This is a genomic window from Paracoccus litorisediminis (assembly GCF_009711205.1).
GTDB lineage: Bacteria > Pseudomonadota > Alphaproteobacteria > Rhodobacterales > Rhodobacteraceae > Paracoccus > Paracoccus litorisediminis.
In genome coordinates this window covers 26,202-42,733 of sequence record NZ_WMIG01000016.1, presented here as the reverse complement: position 1 = coordinate 42,733, position 16,532 = coordinate 26,202, and the positions used below count along the sequence as shown (strand labels likewise).

At 59.6% G+C, this 16,532-nt stretch carries 17 protein-coding genes; 2 read left to right on the top strand and 15 right to left on the bottom strand.

The window, feature by feature from the left end:
- Nucleotides 1–47 precede the first annotated feature (47 nt).
- Genes GL300_RS26240 through GL300_RS19775 form a run of 3 tightly spaced genes read right to left on the bottom strand, consistent with a single transcriptional unit; the run spans nt 48 to nt 1,389 of the window.
- A complete protein-coding gene (locus GL300_RS26240) occupies nt 48–230 on the bottom strand; it encodes a hypothetical protein (RefSeq protein ID WP_170297738.1) in 183 nt (60 codons plus the stop codon).
- Entirely contained in the window at nt 227–1,069 is an 843-nt protein-coding gene (locus GL300_RS19780; protein ID WP_155041418.1) for a glycine-rich domain-containing protein, read from the bottom strand. Before GL300_RS19780 ends, GL300_RS26240 begins: the two co-directional genes overlap by 4 nt.
- 56 nt (nt 1,070–1,125) lie before the next feature.
- Nucleotides 1,126–1,389, bottom strand: a complete 264-nt coding sequence (locus GL300_RS19775; RefSeq protein WP_155041417.1) for a spike base protein, RCAP_Rcc01079 family — start codon at nt 1,387–1,389, stop codon at nt 1,126–1,128.
- 118 nt (nt 1,390–1,507) lie between these two features.
- Here GL300_RS19775 and GL300_RS19770 point away from each other — a divergent pair, with 118 nt between their 5' ends.
- Complete coding sequence (locus GL300_RS19770; RefSeq protein WP_155041416.1) at nt 1,508–1,921, top strand: hypothetical protein; 414 nt, start codon at nt 1,508–1,510, stop codon at nt 1,919–1,921.
- A gap of 139 nt (nt 1,922–2,060) precedes the next feature.
- Here GL300_RS19770 and GL300_RS19765 read toward each other — a convergent pair whose 3' ends face one another.
- The 4 genes from GL300_RS19765 to GL300_RS19750 form a co-directional block, all read right to left on the bottom strand.
- The gene (locus GL300_RS19765) at nt 2,061–2,468 is read right to left on the bottom strand and encodes an Imm8 family immunity protein (protein ID WP_155041415.1); all 408 of its coding nucleotides are present in this window, start codon (nt 2,466–2,468) and stop codon (nt 2,061–2,063) included.
- A 233-nt stretch (nt 2,469–2,701) separates the two neighbouring features.
- Nucleotides 2,702–3,943: an HNH endonuclease signature motif containing protein gene (locus GL300_RS19760; protein WP_170297737.1), complete on the bottom strand. Its 1,242-nt coding sequence runs from the start codon at nt 3,941–3,943 to the stop codon at nt 2,702–2,704.
- A gap of 194 nt (nt 3,944–4,137) precedes the next feature.
- Nucleotides 4,138–5,730, bottom strand: coding sequence for a glycosyltransferase family 61 protein (locus GL300_RS19755; RefSeq protein ID WP_155041413.1), 1,593 nt, complete (start codon nt 5,728–5,730; stop codon nt 4,138–4,140).
- 170 nt (nt 5,731–5,900) lie between these two features.
- Entirely contained in the window at nt 5,901–6,497 is a 597-nt protein-coding gene (locus GL300_RS19750; RefSeq protein ID WP_155041412.1) for a hypothetical protein, read from the bottom strand.
- A 111-nt stretch (nt 6,498–6,608) separates the two neighbouring features.
- Between GL300_RS19750 and GL300_RS19745 the strand changes: the two genes are divergently transcribed.
- Nucleotides 6,609–6,797 carry a hypothetical protein gene (locus GL300_RS19745; protein ID WP_155041411.1) on the top strand — a complete coding sequence of 63 codons (189 nt, stop codon included), beginning with the start codon at nt 6,609–6,611 and terminating at the stop codon, nt 6,795–6,797.
- Here the strand turns inward: GL300_RS19745 and GL300_RS19740 are convergent.
- The 8 genes from GL300_RS19740 to GL300_RS19705 all read right to left on the bottom strand — a co-directional run bounded on the left by GL300_RS19740 (nt 6,794) and on the right by GL300_RS19705 (nt 16,529).
- Entirely contained in the window at nt 6,794–7,231 is a 438-nt protein-coding gene (locus GL300_RS19740) for a hypothetical protein (protein ID WP_155041410.1), read from the bottom strand. The two genes, GL300_RS19745 and GL300_RS19740, sit on opposite strands and share 4 nt — an antisense overlap.
- Before the next feature lie 246 nt (nt 7,232–7,477).
- On the bottom strand, nt 7,478–10,411 hold the full coding sequence (locus tag GL300_RS19735; protein WP_155041409.1) for a hypothetical protein: 2,934 nt from the start codon (nt 10,409–10,411) through the stop codon (nt 7,478–7,480).
- A 14-nt stretch (nt 10,412–10,425) separates the two neighbouring features.
- On the bottom strand, nt 10,426–12,471 hold the full coding sequence (locus GL300_RS19730; protein WP_155041408.1) for a phage tail protein: 2,046 nt from the start codon (nt 12,469–12,471) through the stop codon (nt 10,426–10,428).
- A complete protein-coding gene (locus GL300_RS19725) occupies nt 12,472–12,840 on the bottom strand; it encodes a DUF6950 family protein (protein WP_246195050.1) in 369 nt (122 codons plus the stop codon). It lies immediately after the preceding gene.
- Nucleotides 12,840–13,412: a hypothetical protein gene (locus GL300_RS19720; RefSeq protein WP_155041407.1), complete on the bottom strand. Its 573-nt coding sequence runs from the start codon at nt 13,410–13,412 to the stop codon at nt 12,840–12,842. Before GL300_RS19720 ends, GL300_RS19725 begins: the two co-directional genes overlap by 1 nt.
- Nucleotides 13,409–14,098, bottom strand: a complete 690-nt coding sequence (locus GL300_RS19715; protein WP_155041406.1) for a hypothetical protein — start codon at nt 14,096–14,098, stop codon at nt 13,409–13,411. The genes GL300_RS19720 and GL300_RS19715 overlap by 4 nt, the downstream gene beginning before the upstream one ends.
- A complete protein-coding gene (locus GL300_RS19710; RefSeq protein WP_155041405.1) occupies nt 14,098–16,365 on the bottom strand; it encodes a hypothetical protein in 2,268 nt (755 codons plus the stop codon). The genes GL300_RS19715 and GL300_RS19710 overlap by 1 nt, the downstream gene beginning before the upstream one ends.
- Nucleotides 16,365–16,529: a hypothetical protein gene (locus GL300_RS19705; RefSeq protein ID WP_155041404.1), complete on the bottom strand. Its 165-nt coding sequence runs from the start codon at nt 16,527–16,529 to the stop codon at nt 16,365–16,367. Before GL300_RS19705 ends, GL300_RS19710 begins: the two co-directional genes overlap by 1 nt.
- Between the last annotated feature and the right edge of the window lie 3 nt (nt 16,530–16,532).

Genomic DNA, 16,532 nt, shown 5'->3' with positions numbered 1-16,532 from the left:
CAGTCCTCTGAAAATGAAAAGGCCCGCGCGAGGCGGGCCGGATAGGGTTATTCGGGGATTTCGTTGGTGGGTGGGTTCGGCGGTGCGAACACGCTGCCATCCCAAGTCCAGCCGACCCCGACGATATTGTCGGGACCGATGACGACGTGATCCGGTGCGGGCGGGCAATCATCCGGCTCGACGGTGACCTGCGCCACGATCCCGAATTGAATGTGCGCGACATAGATCATGCGGCCATCCTCACCGTGACCTGGTCGGCGCGAACCCGAACAAACAGGAACCCGTCACCTGCCTTGCCGACATTGGCGCTCAGCGCTCCCCTTGAGCCTGAGCCGAGAGTCTTGTCCTCAGAAGCGATGCCGGATTCCGAGAGCAAGATGCCACGCTCACCAGCGCAGACGATGGTTGGAACCGCCAGCCAATCCAGCTCGACGCCCAGGCCAGCGGCCCCGGCCACCCCGGCGGCGGCGTTTCCACCCGGACCACCCGCACCGCCGGACCCTCCCGATGCGGCATTTCCCGCGGTGGAGCTGCTATTCGCCGAGCCGCCGCGATACCCCTGACCATCAACCCCGGTGCCGAAGTTCGTATTGGTCCCGGTCGCGTTGGTCTGAGCCCGTGCGCCGCCCCCAGACCCGCCCGGACCAGCGTTGGCATAAGATCCGGAGATGGCGCCATATCCACCGCCTGTCGCCGTTTCGACAAGGCCACCCGGATGCGACAGGGTGCTGTCTGAGCCCTGATTGGCGATGTTGACGGCGGTGGCAATCGCCGGCCCGGCCGCGCCGATTTCGACGGTATAGGTTCCGTCGACAAGAGGCCCGATCGGGTCATCATCAATCAACCCGCCTGCCCCTCCCGGTCCGGGCAGATAGATCGAGTTGGTGCTGCGGGCGCCGGTGGCGGCCCCGGCGCCCAGAGCCCGCTTCCAGCCGATCTCGGCCGCAAGGGCGGCGACGCCCTCAACCAGCCATGACCCCGATTGGTGGAACGTGATCTGGTTGTAGTCGACGCCGTCCCGCGAGAAGGATGTGATAAGGCCGCCGCTGACCGTGATGGTGGGGAGCACCTCTGCAGTCATGCTGGGCGGTGTGACCCCCAGCCCCAGTCCGAGCCCGACAAACATCAGACCCAGCCCGTAATACCGGTCGCCGTGGTGCCGGTGGCACGAATACGACCGGCACTCATGGCATAGGTGCCAGCGGGCAGCGCCGCAGTGGTGTAGATCACGCCGTCCAGACCGATGAATGACAGTGTCCCGCCGACATTGATGGTCACGGCGCGGATGGCTTCGGCCAGGTCGGCGCTATCGCTGGGGGTCACGGCAAAGGCGCCGAGTGCCGGGGCGTTGGTGCCATGGGTGAAGGCGCTGAAGCGGTTTGCAGGCATGGGTTCTCCATGAAAAAGATGGGATGATTTGCGGGCCGTCCCGCTGCTTTCCGCGGCGGGGTGACAAGTCGGCGGTTATCCGGGCAGACTCCTGCTCATGTATTCAGGAGGCACTGTCATGGACCTGTTTGTCGGCTTGGATGTTTCGGTTCGCACCAAGAGCGTCTGTGTGATGGATGGCGCGGGTCAGGATCTGAGGGAGGCGAAGGTCGAAAGCGAACCCTCGGCCATCGCTGCGCTGCTCGGCGAGTTTGACGGGCATTATCGCCGGGTCGGCTTTGAGGCCGGGCCGCTATCGCAATGGCTTTACAGCGGCCTTGCTATCAACTTCTTTGCAGGCACAGAGGTTGACCGAGAGATAAGGGAGATGACCTTTGACATTTACTCGTATGTCGTCGGCATCAGCGTTCTGGGACATGCCGACCCTCACGACGGCTTTGTAATTGGCAACGTTGGTACCGACCAATTCTACGAGATTCGTGGGGAGTTGGAGTTGGCCTTCCATCGGCTACTAGGCTCTCGGAAACTCTGACGAATCAACAGCTTCGTTAGAGTTGTTTACGAGGCCGCTGCCGACGAGACCCTCGCGACGAACGGCCGCTTCTTCCGCATCGCGCCGTGCCTCGTCGAGCCCAACGTGGAAAGTCGCGCCCGTCCCCGACATCGATTACCTACTGAGGCGCTTCTACATATTCTCTGTAGTCTTCAAACTCCCAAGCCAGATTACGCGATAGGCGCACAGCGAGATCTTGCCAGTCTACGCCTTCTTGGCTCGTCACCCAGTGACGCACAGCTTCAACGATCAACTTTTCATTGAACCTGGTCGCGAAGAGATAGTGCCTTCCGAACTTTGGAGGGTGCTGGATATCTTCATGTGAGGGATCCAGCCGCTTAGTTTTCAGCACGTTCTCAGCGAACCAAAGCGGTGAACACACAGTGCAACTGAAAAACTCGCCAGCGTCTTCGTAATCAGGACCGATAGTCATGACGATCAAGGCGGCAAAGTATTCTATATCTTCCGGCCAGGCTTCAGGATCATCAAGCCCCTCTATGTCTAAGCTTTTTATACTCGCTCGCATTCTTGGCCTCTCGGTCCTCGGTGCAATCCATCTATTGATTGCACTTGTGCCCCAGCTTGAGCAACTCTTGCAAGTGACCGGAAGCTTCAGGTCGCATCGCGCGCGTGCCGCTTCGAGCCCTTAACGGACAGTCGTCTCTGACAGTTGAGCTTGAGCCTGAGAGACCATTCGACAGCGAAGTGAGGTTCGAAGGACTGGGCCAAATTCGCGCAGCCCTTATCCCAAATGAGTTATCAGCAGTAGTCGTCAATACATTCGTCGTAGCTGTCGCCAGTAAGCTCGCAGAAGGCTTTCAGCGCACCCTGAAGCGAAAAGTATTGGTGCTCATTGCGATGGTAAAAGAACTCACCGCAGATCGCTACGTGGGCCACGGCCCATGATTTGGCCGCATTCTCGCTAGGATTATGGGTAAGGACAACAAGGCCATCATCTGCCATGCCGCACTGAACCACGACGCTCTGATAGATGTCGTTGCACGCGAAGACACGACCAAAGTAGAGAGCCGACGCATACTCGGCCAGCGCATCATCCGATACAGCTTTAGGGCATTCCGGGAACTCGGTTGGTACTTTCCAACGCACCTGTACAACAGACGGTGAAAGCGACTCGTACTCCTCTGGTTCCGGTTCGAAATCAGCGCGTTCACGGGTACCATAGAGCCATTCACCGAGCGCGCCACCGCTAGGTACATCGCCGCTCAAGGCCCATGCTTCAAGGCGCCCCTTTGCGCTGGCCGCTTCCTCCTTTGAAACAGTTCGCATCCACGATATGTCAGGATATTGCTTGTCGCTCTGAAGACGCCCGGGATCCTCGAAGAACGCTTCGATTGACCCGTAGACTAGCTCGATGCGTCGTGCCGAAATCGGGTTGAGCAAGACGTTCTCCAGCCGTGTCACCCAACGCAAGTTCTCCGGCCGGTTGTTGGCTCGGTTGGTGTCAATGTGATCGACGACGTGCTGGTCCGATGGAGGATCGCCTTGGAACGCAGTGCATACGATGCGATGCACCGGCACGCCTGCCAAGTTCAGATAGCCCGTCGAAAGGGTCTGACGGCCAAAGCTCCAAGCCTCATCAAGTGCTCGTACTTTCTGCCGAGATCTTCGACGTCGATGCACAGCGCCGTTATCACGCACAAGATAAGTCTCACCGCGATACGCGACTTTGATTTCTCGATCATAGATTTCCAATAGCCCCAGATCGACGCCATTTGATGGCGCTGGGAAAGCTAAGAAAGGCATTACACTCTCCAGTGTATCGTCGCCTCGGCATTCTTTAGACCCATGGCCCGGCGCCGGTTTCTTTGCGGCAGGCATGAATCGAAGCGCCAGGCCCTGTCGTCCATTCTGAAACGCTGGCGCATGATCTTCCAAGCTGTGCTGGCTGTCAATTGTGAGGTCGCCTTTCCTCGAGCAAACACGGCTGTAACAACCCTTCATGCAAATTACAGCAAAACCGGGTGTGTCCGCGTCCTGCATTACATGCACCTTGCGGCGAGCGGCAGCTTTGTCCGCATCGCTACCACCAATCATAATGATTGATAGCTAATACCCCAATAGAGAAGCCCCGCACGCTGGCGGGGCCGATGTGGTTTAGAAACAAGGTGAATATGCTAAGATGATCGAGCTGAAAGAAAAAATCGAGTTAGCTGACTCGCCTCAACTTGGGAAACCTATGAGTTTCTCAACTTCCTCCGCGGATCACTCTCACTCGAAAGCCTCATGAATTGAACCCACGCCGATTCACTACCCGACAAATCCCAAGCACGATAAAAATTATCTATAGAACTTTCGGTGTGTGATGACAATTCATTTAATCTACCTCTTAACATCCAATAATCGCCAATATTATCGAAGAAAGAAGCGTTAGCGTCAAGCAGTCGAAACGCGTGCCTGTAGGCACGCCGAGAAACATAGTAATTAAAATGTCGCTCTAGGCCCAAAAGAATTCCAGACCTCTTATCGCTCAAACTGGACTTAATAATATGGACTATCCTCTCAATAGAAACACCGTCAAGTTTAGGCGCAATGAGGCCATCCCTCGCAAATACAGGGTCAAAATCGTCAGCGAAGTCCATATTGGAAAATATATGATGATAATTGCATCCAGAAACATGACTGAGAGAAATAAAGTCTCCCCACCGTGCAAGAGCGGTCTGGTAAGTTCCAATCTCAAAGAAGTGTGCGTTCTCACGGGCAAAGATCATATTAGACATACCGGCGCCGTGCTGCATCACCACACACCTTGCGCCGCTCACGCACTTGACTTGCTCCAAAGGAGACATGTTCTCGAAACAAACTACTTCGAAACCATTCTTGGTGAGTTCGACAATCAGATCTTCCTCACCTTCCATTTTTCTAGAGCGCAACAAAGCACTGGAGCGAATTGCATAAATTCTTGAAGACCATTTCCGTTCCACATGCCGCATAGCCAGATCGATCATTCTTCTACGGAAAGAGTAGAGCGTGTCGTCGAAAGAATTCGTCGCCAAAATCTTTACTGGGTGAGGACGGGCGTCATAGCCATCCCAAGTTCTGCCAGCTGGCTTTGTTGCCTCGATCGCATCGTGATGTGACCCAGAAAGCTGGTAGAGTAGGTGCTTTGCAGAGAGAGGAGTTACAATACTCGATCCAAAACTTTCCGACGGCTTTATTTCCGTCAAACTGACAGGAAAATCATTACTCAGTCCGGCTTCACGCACCCAACTCTCAACGAAAGGCTTCACTTCCTTAGATTTAGAAATGAAACGAACCGAATCAATTGATGCATCAATACCATCCAGGGATGAAACTTTATGCAAACTCTCCGTCATGAAGTGAAAGAAGTTAAAATAATTCTTGGCCTCAATAACGCACTCACCACGAAAGCCACTGGATACGGGCACAGATACCGGGTCCTGCAATTCAATCCAATTGTCTTTGAGGTAATTTGCAATCAGCGCTGGGTCGTTAGCTTTCCTTTTTAAGGCATTTCTCGCCCTATCGCCGGCAGCGCCATTTAGGACTACTAGGCCATCCGACGATAAAAACTTCTTTTCTATACCTGGGTTAGATATCTCAGCCAAGAGGGTACTCAACTGATACCCACATGACATGCGTCGATGCCAATAGTAATCGTTTATATGGGTATCAAGGAGAATCCTTCTGCGTTCGTTTGTGGTAATGTTATGCGCCACCACATTACCCAAGGGGCGAGGAGATAAAAAATCTGTCGGCGGGTGAAGAAACCTTATACCAGCATGCTTCTTGAAATTGAAAAATTTCATACTGCTTCCAAGTCCACTATCGTTGCCTTGTTCGCAGGAACGCCTAACTCATGAGCACGTCACTACATCGAATACGCGTTCTAACTTATCCGAGGATACGCTGGTAGTGTTGCTGCAAAAAAGTTGACGCGAGGAGACAAGACCAGATCGCTTCCTCGCCTCTGAACCTTCTAAGTGTGCGGCAAGAGCGTATAAGTTACAACGTCAGTACGGTCGTAGACCTTGCGGCCGTCGCAATCGTATTCCAACGCAATATAGAGCTCGATCCGGCCCGGTCGCAGTGTGTCGGGCGGGATCAGCTTGACCCGAAGCCGGGTCAGCTCTTCGCTGATCTGGCGCGACGGCTCCATCTCGGATCCGGGAGTGATCACCCCACCCGCCTCGGTGAACAACGACTGGCCGGATAGGAAATGACATTGCGCGCCCAGTTCCGTGCGTTCGATCACCAGGTTGAGGATCACCGGCTCACCCATACGCACCGGCTCGGTGACATAGCTGAGGCCTGGCGGCTGGCGGATGACCCGGTTGTCGCCTGTCGCGGCCGCCAACTCAGTGCGCAGCGCAAGCACATCCTTCTGCAGCGCGCTCAGCATCGCCGGGCTGTCCCAGACCGCCCGAGCGTTGTCCCAAAACGGCGTAAAAACGGCCAGCACCACGGCGCCCACTAGCCAAAAGGCAATGCCAGTAAGCCAGACCCACAGGCGATCGAGGAAGAATCCGAGGGTCGGGACGATGCGCTGTCCCTTGCTCTCGATGGTTTGCGTCATGACGTCTCCGCGTGAGTTGGTCACAAAAAAAGCCGCCCCTCGGGAAGGCCAAATAGAATGCGTTTTCCGACGACTCGCCCACATCATCTGCAGGTGCATTTGGGAGCTGTCATGACCACCGATTCCCAAAACGACTTTGTTGCAGCACGTCTTTATGAAGCGCACGGCAAATTGGAGCAGGACAGCAGCGGGATTGTGTTGCCGTGGGGGATGGTCAGCGATGGGGAACGCCAACAATGGCGGGCCGCCGCTGTCGTCGCGCGGGAAATTCTCATCCCGATCCAGCCGAAAAAGCGCTAGAAACTAGTCATAATCTCGCGGAACAGGCCCTCATCGTCGGTGCCGCGCAGATCCGCAGTGGCGAGCGCATAGCGATAGACCGCGCCGACTAACCCGCCAGTCTGGTCGCTGATTTGGCGGTTGCCGATTGCAAGGGACGTGATCGGTGCGCCCGCCATGGGCACAGTCCCGACAATGATATTGTCGACCTCTACGGCGATTTCCGATGCGCCTTGATACATGATGATGATCCTGTTGCCGTTATTCACAACCGCCAGATCGGTGCTGTTGATCCGCAGCATCTTGTCGGAATTGCGCCAGTTCAGGTTCCAGCCAGGGGCACCGCCGAGCAGGTATTGAGCCGCCCCCGTCTCGATCACCAGGTTGAGGGCAAGCGAAAGGCTCATCCCGCTCGTGAACGTCCCCGCCGCCTGCAACGTGTTGACCCCGGTCATGCCCACACATCTGGTTGATGCACCTCCAATATTTTTGAATACCTTCGCGGGTACTACCGCACTCACCGCAGTGGATATGCCCGCGCCATACTTAGCGGGCCAAGAACCCGCTGAGTATTCTGGGGTGTACCAAGCCCCAACGAAGCCCGCGATGGCGGAGAGTTTCTGGGGAATGGTCAGTCTGACCGGAAGCGCAGCCCCCGAGAGGTCTACCCCTGTCGGAGCGGCGACTGGAACTGGCATGGTTCACTCCACGGTGATGTTAATAGGAAGGGAAATCATGGGACGATAGATCGCATCGCCCGATATAGGTCCCATCTGAGACCAAGCTTCCCGGATAGAGCCAGCCCCTACGGTATACCGGGTATCAGCTTCGCCCACCGCGGGACGACGCCAGGTCATTGCCACGCGGGCATCGGCGGGCGGCACCCGATCAAGGGTCAAGCGGAAGCTGCGAGGACCTGCTTGCTCAACCGAAGTGATAAGGGTTCCGGCGCCTTGGTTGATGAAGAACCCATGATTGACCTCAGCAACTCCCGAATCAAGCATATCGGGGTCGATCACCAGCGGCGTGATGCTGTCGTAACTGACGACGACAGTCTGGCCCGTCCGCACTGCCGATACCGGCGTGGCGGCATACCAGTCTACCCCGCGCACCCATGCGACATAGGCCGCAGCGTGCATCTCGCGCAGGCGGATTTGCTCATGATAACCATGGTGGATGGTATCGGGCGCACCACCAGCGGCTGTACCCATTTTCAGGTGATAACGGGGGCCGATCATGATGCAGTTGCTTTCCGCCGCCTTCTTGATAGCACAAGCTTCGAAAAGCGCCCGCTTGGACGGCCAGTCGCTACCGTTGTCGTTGCCACCTGCGGTGTTGTTGCCCCCGACCTGATCAACCAGCCACAAGATGGGCAAGCCGGTAAAGGCCAGATCGGCCTCAACATCGTTCATGTAGGCCACCAGATCGTCGCGGTATTCCTCCATCGGATCGCGGCGGTTGGTTTCCCCGTGGGTAAGCATCAGCACAATTTGCGAAGGCGGAACCGGAGAAAGCGCGATCATCTGGGTGACCTTGTTGATCGTATTCGTGCGGGCATTGGCACGAACCTCAGTCGTGGTTTTCCAGATGCAAGTGGATGCGGTGGTGCCTCGCAAGCCCGCGCCCCCGACGCTTTCGTTGCCGGCCAGCCAGAGTTGCGCGCCACGAGGATCAAGCGCATTGGCCGCTGAAGCGAAGGCTTCAGCACTGGATTGCGCCCCGTTCGACACGGCGGGAACCAATGCCGTGAACGAGACCGTTGGAACCAGCCCGTCCCATCCCCGCAGGCCCCCCTGACCAGCCGTGCCGGACTGATCGTTCGGCATCAACACATGTGCCGGTGTTTTGGCCGTGTTGTATTCCAGCGGGCCAAGCATAATCGGCTGTAGCCCGTTGGACTGACCAAGAGCGATGACTATAGAGCAACGTTCATAGAGCCATGACCAAGCGCCATTGTGGGCCGTGTCGGTATATCGCGCCGCGGCGCCGATCCCGGCATCTCCTACTTTTTGGGTGACACCCGCAACGCGACGATCAAGCATCGTGGCAGCTGCAGGCAGGTAGTCCAACCCCGCGGAATACTCCGACCCGCTGTCACCGTTCAGCAGCCCAGCCAGCCGCGCCCGGTCGAACAGGTCTTGCAGCATTCCAAGCGATGCCCGCAGGTTCAATCCATCAGCCTCGGCGCGGATCAGGGCGCGGGTCTCGGGGGTGCCGCTTTCGGTCGCGTCTTGTGTGATGGTCAGCAGATCGCGAGAACCGTCCTCAAGGACCTCCCCAATGCCGAACGATACCGTGCCGTTCAAATCGGCAAAACTGGTCACGCCGATCAATCGTAGAACTCGGGTCGATGTGTTCGACAACCACGCCCGATACCGGACGCCGCCCTTTAGATCTCCGGCAGCCAGCGCGTTACCATCACAGTTCTTGATCGTGTAAGCCAGCGACGCCAGCGTGATCGTCGGATCAGGGCCTGTATTTGTCGTCGTCCAGGTGAACTCAAACGCCGTGAATAGCTGAAACGCCATTGTGGACTGGCCGCTTTCAAGCGTGCATGTGATGGCCTGTGCCGTGCCGCCCGCCGAGGTTCGCAGCGTGGCCGTGTCGCCCTGATTGCTGGCATTGGTCAGTGACGTGAGCTTCGGAGCGAGGCCGTTGATATCGGCCTGTTGCAACGCCTCTACCACTCGCAGAATGCGGTTGGTGGTATGGGTATTGACCAAGGTGAGCCGCCGCCCCCCTTGCAGGTCGCCAGCAGCGAGCGCATTTCCGTCGCGGTTCTTCAGGGTGTAAATTAGACCGCCGAGAGTGATCGTCGGATCAGCGGATGTATTCGTGTTTGGCCAAGTCACCTGGCTACGCTGATTGGTTACGTTGAATGGAATGTGTGCTTGGGCCGCTGGAATAGAGCAGGTCAGCGCATTGGCACTGGTGGTATCGTTAACCAGAGCAATGGTATCTCCGGCAACGCTTGTGTTGTTCTGAGCGACAAACGAAGCTACCAAGCCGTTGATGTCAGCAATCTGGACCGCCGGGGCCAGCCGAAGAAGCTTGTTGGCCACATGCGCGACGGTAGCGGTGTATCGAGACCCACCCACCAGATCAGCAGCCGCCAAAGCCGCCCCTGAACGGCTTTTGATGGTCCAAACATCGGAGCCAATGGTAATGGTAGGATCGGCCCCCGTGTTTGAGGTCACCCATCCGAAAACCACCCTGACCCCGACACTGCCCATTGAGATGTGCGCTTGGGCAGAGGGTATCGTTGCAACCAAGTTCTGCGCGGTTGAGCTTGAGGTATTGAGCGATAGGGTATCCCCTGCGCTGCTCATAGCCTCGATAAACTCTTTCCGGGGGAAGCGTGCCAAGACCCCCCAATTGGGGAAAGTGATGAACAACTGATCGTCTGTGGCACCTGCCCCGCGCACTTCAAGATAGTCGCTGTTGGCCACCAGAATCCGGCTGATGATGCTGGGCAGATTGACCTGTCCGAATGATACAGCTTCAGCACGGGTATAGAACACCTTGCCGCCGTTGGTGACGATGCCATCAACGGCAGCCCAGAGCGTTCGGATGCTGGCCTTGGACACCGGCGCGCCATTCACATATGCGGCGTTCGATTCGGAGGTGAATGACATTACTGCCCTCGTGATTAGGAAAAATTGCCGACCAAGGCCGCAGCCGAGGGGACGCCAGATTGGTTCTCGGACTGCAGCCAGTAGCGCGCGCCACCGCCCGGAATGGCGTCGGTCATCGTCACTTCCGCCGAGGTGGCGTAGGTCCACTTGACGAAAGCCGCCGAACCAAAGGGGGTGCCGACCGGGCCGCGATAAAGCCCGGTGCGGCGATAATTGACCCCGAGATCGGGGCCGAAGGTGACCGACAGCGTGCCCCCGGATGTGCCGCTCTCCGAGATCACCACCGGGGCATCGGGGGCGGTCGCATTGGCGACGATGTCGATATCCGAGACCACGACCGGGGTGGATTTCTGCTTCCAGGTCTGCCCGCCGGGCGCGACATAGCTGCGGAGCTGATAGGTGCCGCCATCGGCCAGTGGCGGGGTGCGGTAGCGATATTGCCCGCTGGCGGCGGTCTCGCGGATGCCATCGGTCCATTCGCTCGACCCGGTGCGGCGGAACTGGATCATGCCGATATAGCCCCAGGAGGCGGCATAGGTCCCGGAGACGCGGAGATAGGGCGCGCCGTCGTCGGTGACGACGGTCAGGCTGTCGACCGTCGTGCTGAAGGTCAGGGTGGCGCGGTCGAATTCCTCCGCCTCGGTCGGAGGCTCGCCATCCTGCGCCGCACTCCAGCTGAACGACGCCGGATCGGCCTCGATCAGTTCGACCGTGACATTGGTGCCGTCAAAGCCCCAGCTATCGACCCAGAACGGGGTATTGCTCAGCCCGAGGCGGGGGATATGCACCGCCACCCACGGCTCCCCCAGCAGCCGCAAGCCAAAGGCGCGCAGGGTCAGGGTCATGCGCCGGGCCGGGTTCATCCGGGCCAGCATCTGCTTGCACAGATGCCGCGCCTGGCCGTGATGCTGCACGGCCAGCAGGTCGACGCCCTTGGGCTCGCCCTCGCCCCATTTGGCAATGGCGTCGGTATCCTCCCAGATATCGGCGACGGTTTCCTGCCAACGCACCTCGGGCGCGACATAGGTCGGCTGCAGGCTGGTGACGCGCTTGATGCGTTCGGTCCCTGCCCCGTATTCCATCTCGACAATGTGGCGCTCAAGGATGGTGACCGTCGGCGGGGTCCATGCGCCTGCCTCGACCTTCAGCCGGCCATCGGTATCGATCCAGGCGCGACCGCCCATGGCATCGAGCAGTTTCTGGGCGACATCCTTGAACGGATCGGACATCGCGAAGCTGATGCCAGACTGGTAGCGCTCGCGGGTCCCGCCAGCCGTGGCAATCTCCTCGACCGCGACCGCCCGCGCGCCGGCCAAAGAGCCAGTATTGATATCGGCTGCCGCCAGCGGGCCGAAGGTCGGATTGACCAGCACATCGCAAAGCTGGCGCGCCGGGTTGCGGCTATGGGCAAAATCGTCGGACGGGATCCAGTAGCAGGGGGCGCCGTCGATCAGCGCCGAGACTTCCGGTTCGCCGCCGGAATAGACCTCGGCAATGTCCTCGCCGTCCACATCATCGAAGGTGGCGAGAAGGGTGCCGATGCCGCGCAGCCGGTGATCGGTGGTCCAGTAGCCCGGAAAGGCGCTGCGCATCTCTGCCCAGTTCCCACCGTCCCACTCATCGCTCACCAAGCCCTTGCGGTAGCGCAGGCGGATATTGCCCTTGTTCCACGGCGCCGTGGTCACATAGCCATCGGCATCGACACTGACCGGCTGGCCATCCAGATACCAGCGCACGACATTGGTCATGCCGCCATCCGCCACCGCGATCAGCTTGAACAGCCGCCGGGTGAAGCCGACATCCGCCCATTCGTAGAAAACCACCGTGCCGCTGGCCCGGACCCGGCCCAGATGTCGAATCCGCTTGGCGTTGCTGGACTTCAGCTCCGTGGTGAGCTCCGAGGGGCGAGGCCCCTTCGGCGCGTTGATCTTGGCCACCGCCATGCTGATCACGGCGCTGACCGCCAGGTTGACCAGCCCGGCGACCACGGCACCGGCGGCACCGGCTGCCGCCGCCGACCCGAGCAGCGCCGTCGCGACCCAAGCTCCTACCTGTGGCATTCATTCACCCCAAATTGCGATTGCGTCGCGCCGCGCCATGCCGACGCCGCGCGGGGTCCGAAACAGCCAGTGGCTGCCCGACCTGATGGCCGCAACCTGGCGGCCGGTGATGTCGATGACGCCCGGATCGCCGTCGCCCGCGACCGGTTTGCGCGGCAGCGGGATCTCCGGCCCCACCCGCACCACCAGCCCGCAAGCCGTCAGGTGATGGGCGCCGGCGGCACTGCGGTAACGCCCCCGGAACCGGCACGCCGGATCGAAGCCCCAGCGCAGCAGGCACCAGTCCGCCACCCAGATGGTGCAGTCCTGCACGCCCCATTCCCACGGCAGCAAGGCCGTGCGCTGGACGTAATCATCAAGCTGCTGCATCAGCCGCGCAGCCAGCCCTTGATCTTCTTGCCGGGCATGGCGGCGACATAATCGAGGCCACGATCGACCACGCCGGGATAGCGCCGTGCCTGGTCGCGGGGCGTGTATTCGCCCAGCGGCGTGTAATTGCGCGAGGCCGCCAGCGTCTCCGCCCGGATGCGGATCTCGGCCAGCCCGACATTCTCGCGCGGGGTCACGTCGACGATGCGGCCGACATGCATGACGATGGCGTCATTCGGAAAGCCGCGCACCGCCCAAAGCTGGCGCACGCTCTTGCCCGACCAGCTGGCCGGATTGTTCAGGGCCTCATAGGCCAGGTCCGCGCCTTGCTTGGTGCCGACATTCCAGACCGTGTAATAGGCCGCATTCGCTTCGAACGGGCTGGCCTCGATCGAGATCGGATCGGCCCCGATCCAGCCATAGGATGGCTGCCAGAGCTGACCGTCGAAGGTCAACGGCACTTCCGTCTCGTTCAGGTAATACTGGACCGAGCCGAAGTTCAGGTGAAACAGCCGGACCAGCGGCACCACTTCCGGGTCGGTGTCGAGGAAGGCGGCAAGCGCAGGCGTCATGTGAAGCTCCGATCGAAGGCTTCGACGAAGGACAGGGTGATGCTGGACCCCCAGCGCAGGAACTCGCGCGTGCGCTGGCCCTGGCTGTCGTCAATGAAGCGGCCATAGAAGCGCGGTGCCGAGAAGTTGGGGGCGTTGCCGGTGGCCATGGCGGCGCGTGCGGAAGGCTCGAATTTGACCCATCCCGCGCTGTTGCGGGCAACCACCCGGTACAGAAAGCCACCGGAGCTGAAGTGATCGCCAACCCGCGGAGCCGGACGCACCGGGTTGGTCAGATCGAGGTAAAGCTGGTTGGCACCGATGGCGACGTCGGCGGTCAGAATGAGCGGTTGCACACCGCCGGTGCCGTCCGAAAAACCCGTGCCATCCGAGAACCATTGACCATCATCGAAAGGGTACTGACGGGGGCTGACGCCCGCGTCGTATTTATAAGGATCGCAGACCGGCAAGTTGGCGACGTTGTAGCGCCCCCGCATCTGCGAGACGAGCGCCTCGAACTGCTTCAGCCGCGTGCCGTCGAACTCACGCGGCATGGTGATATCCACACGCCAGACGCCCATCATCGGCGTCAGGATCTGCGACACCCCGGCCAGATTGGCCCCGGCCTCCCGGCTGGTCCATTGGATGAAATACGACACATCCAGATGGCGGACGATGTCGTGGTCCCATTCGATCAACTCGACCATCAGGCATACCGCTCTTTATGTTTGGGCAGGTTTTTGCGCAGCAATGGCAGGAACTTCTGCTCATATTCCCGCCGCGCCGCCGCCATCGCCATTGCCAAATCGGCCTGCGTCACGCCCGGGTTCAGGTGGATGCTCGGGGCGAAGGAAGCGGTCAGGCCGCCCATCCCCTGCCCCTTGGTATGGTCGAGGATTGTCTCGTTTGGGTGCACGACCGCAAGGCGTCCACCTTTCCCGTCCAGCCCTCCTGACCGCGCGCCATGGCCGGTAAATCCGCCGCCATCGAAAGACTGGACTGGGCTGAGGCCAGCACCGCTCAATGCTGATGCCAGAGGATCGCCACCGCCGAAGAGCGCACCAAACCCGCCGATTCCACCGAATGATGACATCATCGCCTGTCGAATGCCGGATTTGAGCAGATCGGCTGCGATGCCCTTGAACACATCGGCCAGCCCTTCGCGCAAGCTTTCACCTTCGACCAAGGCATTGGTGAAAGCATCGGCAATCCCGTCCATCGCGTCGTCAAACTGCCGCTGGGCCACCTCCGCCTGCTCCAACGCGAGCGTCATCTGCCCGACCTGCGCAGCCTGGGCCTCGATCTGCGCGTTGACTTCGTCCGTAACCGGAATGCCCGCCTTCTTCGCGGCATCGAGCATTTCCCATTGTGCCCGCATCCGTGCGGTTTCCTCGGTGGATTTGCCGATCAGTGTGATCTGGCGTTCTAGGTTCGCGATGTCCTGCACGGCGCTTTCGAAGATATCGGTCGGCTCTTTCTCACGCCCACCACCAGATTTGCGGCCCTTTCGACCGGAACCACCACTCCGGCGGCCAGACGCCCGTTCTGCGGCCTTCAGCGCCTTTTCCTGCGCCTCGACCTGAACCAGCCAATTCCGGTCGAATTCGCCTTGCTGCGCAATATTGCTACCGCCAGCCGCCGCCGTCAGCGCCCGACCTGACGAAGCGGAGAAGGGATCAAGGCCTGTAACACTGCCCAATCCGGCCTGCTGATTTTGTGCGGCAATGGCAGCCCCAACTGCCGCCGCCGCGCGACCTGCAGCGCCGGCCGCACCCTCCAGATTTGCAGCAAGATTAGCCGCCGCCGCCGCCCAGTTGTCGGTAGCCACAGCACCGGCATCGGCAGCCGCCGCGATGTCACTGGCGGCCGCATGCGCATCGCCGTAGCCTGCCGCCAGATCATTGGTCTGCTTGATCAGGTCATCGACAGCGACGCCCTGTGCCGCCAGCGAGTCGCGGTTCGCCTCAATCCAGTCATTTACCGCCAGCCATGCCTGTGCCTGCTGCTCGGGCCCATCAGCAGATGCGACCGCCTCCATCAGGTTCTCGTACTGGAGCGCCTGTGCTGCAGTGAACCCAAACTGCAGTTCAAGATCGCGCAGCGCACCGAGATATTCGTCATAGGTCAGGACGCCACGATCCGAGGCCTCTTTGAGTGCATCGAACTGCCGCACCATGCCATCGAGATCGGCGGTCGCGGCGATGGCCTTCTCGATCGAACTGCCCATGGCGTCCAGTTCTTGCGCCGCAATCGCAAGCTGGTTCTGGAACACCCGCGCCATTTCATCAGCCAGGGCTCCGTATTTCTCGGTCAGCGCCTCGACTGGCATGGCGGCATTCGCCTGGGCTTCGCGCAATGCCTCTAACCCGGTAGTCAATTCCTTGATCGTCTTGTCCAACTCAACAGCTTCCTCGCCCGCCGAGAAGAACGACGCGGCCAGAGGCACGCCAACCGCGACCACTGCGCCCAGAACCGCGCCGAGCGCGCCGAATCCGCCGAGGAGCTGGGGAAGCTGTTGGCCGAGGGCCGTGGATGCCGCCGTACCGTTCGATACCTGGACCGCAAAGTCCTGGACCTGAAAGGCGAAGTTCTGGATACCGCCACTGCCGCGCTTGGTTGCAGTTTCGATGCTGGCACCCGCAGCCTGCATCTTGCGTGCAGCCTCCGACACCTTTTCGTTATACTGATCCTGCGTGACTGCCCCTACCTTCAGCGCACGGTTCAACCGCTCAACTTCGGCCTCGTACTGTTTCGCTGAACGGTAGACCGGGTCATACGCCTTCTGCAGATTGTCGAGTTCCTTGACATGCGCCCGCATGGCTTGGGTGTCGGTGACCTTGCCCTGCGCATCGACGAAGGCTTTCTGGGCTTCCTCGCCTTTCTTGCGGTAGATCTCGACGACTCTATTGGCCTCTTTGACCAACTGGGCGTCGGAAAACCCTGCGGAAATGACAAGATCAGGCTCTTGCGCCATTAGAATCCCTCGATACCCAAAGCCGCCAATTGTTCATCGGTGATGGCGTCTGCCGCACCGCCACCGCCGCCCGGCTTCCAGCCGTTGGCCCGGCCAAACCCTTCAAGGCAGGCCATGAACTCCCATGGGGTCATTTGCCCGACCTGCGCCGGGGAGAACCCCATGGC

Excerpts from the sequence above, each read along its gene's own strand:
- GL300_RS19705 (WP_155041404.1), bottom strand. The coding sequence starts at position 16,529 with ATGGGGTTCTCCCCGGCGCAGGTCGGGCAAATGACCCCATGGGAGTTC.
- GL300_RS19770 (WP_155041416.1), top strand. The coding sequence starts at position 1,508 with ATGGACCTGTTTGTCGGCTTGGATGTTTCGGTTCGCACCAAGAGCGTC.
- GL300_RS19750 (WP_155041412.1), bottom strand. The coding sequence starts at position 6,497 with ATGACGCAAACCATCGAGAGCAAGGGACAGCGCATCGTCCCGACCCTC.
- GL300_RS19755 (WP_155041413.1), bottom strand. The coding sequence starts at position 5,730 with ATGAAATTTTTCAATTTCAAGAAGCATGCTGGTATAAGGTTTCTTCAC.
- GL300_RS19735 (WP_155041409.1), bottom strand. The coding sequence starts at position 10,411 with ATGTCATTCACCTCCGAATCGAACGCCGCATATGTGAATGGCGCGCCG.
- GL300_RS19720 (WP_155041407.1), bottom strand. The coding sequence starts at position 13,412 with ATGACGCCTGCGCTTGCCGCCTTCCTCGACACCGACCCGGAAGTGGTG.
- GL300_RS19745 (WP_155041411.1), top strand. The coding sequence starts at position 6,609 with ATGACCACCGATTCCCAAAACGACTTTGTTGCAGCACGTCTTTATGAA.
- GL300_RS19715 (WP_155041406.1), bottom strand. The coding sequence starts at position 14,098 with ATGGTCGAGTTGATCGAATGGGACCACGACATCGTCCGCCATCTGGAT.
- GL300_RS19740 (WP_155041410.1), bottom strand. The coding sequence starts at position 7,231 with ATGACCGGGGTCAACACGTTGCAGGCGGCGGGGACGTTCACGAGCGGG.
- GL300_RS19775 (WP_155041417.1), bottom strand. The coding sequence starts at position 1,389 with ATGCCTGCAAACCGCTTCAGCGCCTTCACCCATGGCACCAACGCCCCG.
- GL300_RS19760 (WP_170297737.1), bottom strand. The coding sequence starts at position 3,943 with ATGCAGGACGCGGACACACCCGGTTTTGCTGTAATTTGCATGAAGGGT.
- GL300_RS19765 (WP_155041415.1), bottom strand. The coding sequence starts at position 2,468 with ATGCGAGCGAGTATAAAAAGCTTAGACATAGAGGGGCTTGATGATCCT.
- GL300_RS19710 (WP_155041405.1), bottom strand. The coding sequence starts at position 16,365 with ATGGCGCAAGAGCCTGATCTTGTCATTTCCGCAGGGTTTTCCGACGCC.
- GL300_RS19730 (WP_155041408.1), bottom strand. The coding sequence starts at position 12,471 with ATGCCACAGGTAGGAGCTTGGGTCGCGACGGCGCTGCTCGGGTCGGCG.
- GL300_RS19725 (WP_246195050.1), bottom strand. The coding sequence starts at position 12,840 with ATGCAGCAGCTTGATGATTACGTCCAGCGCACGGCCTTGCTGCCGTGG.
- GL300_RS26240 (WP_170297738.1), bottom strand. The coding sequence starts at position 230 with ATGATCTATGTCGCGCACATTCAATTCGGGATCGTGGCGCAGGTCACC.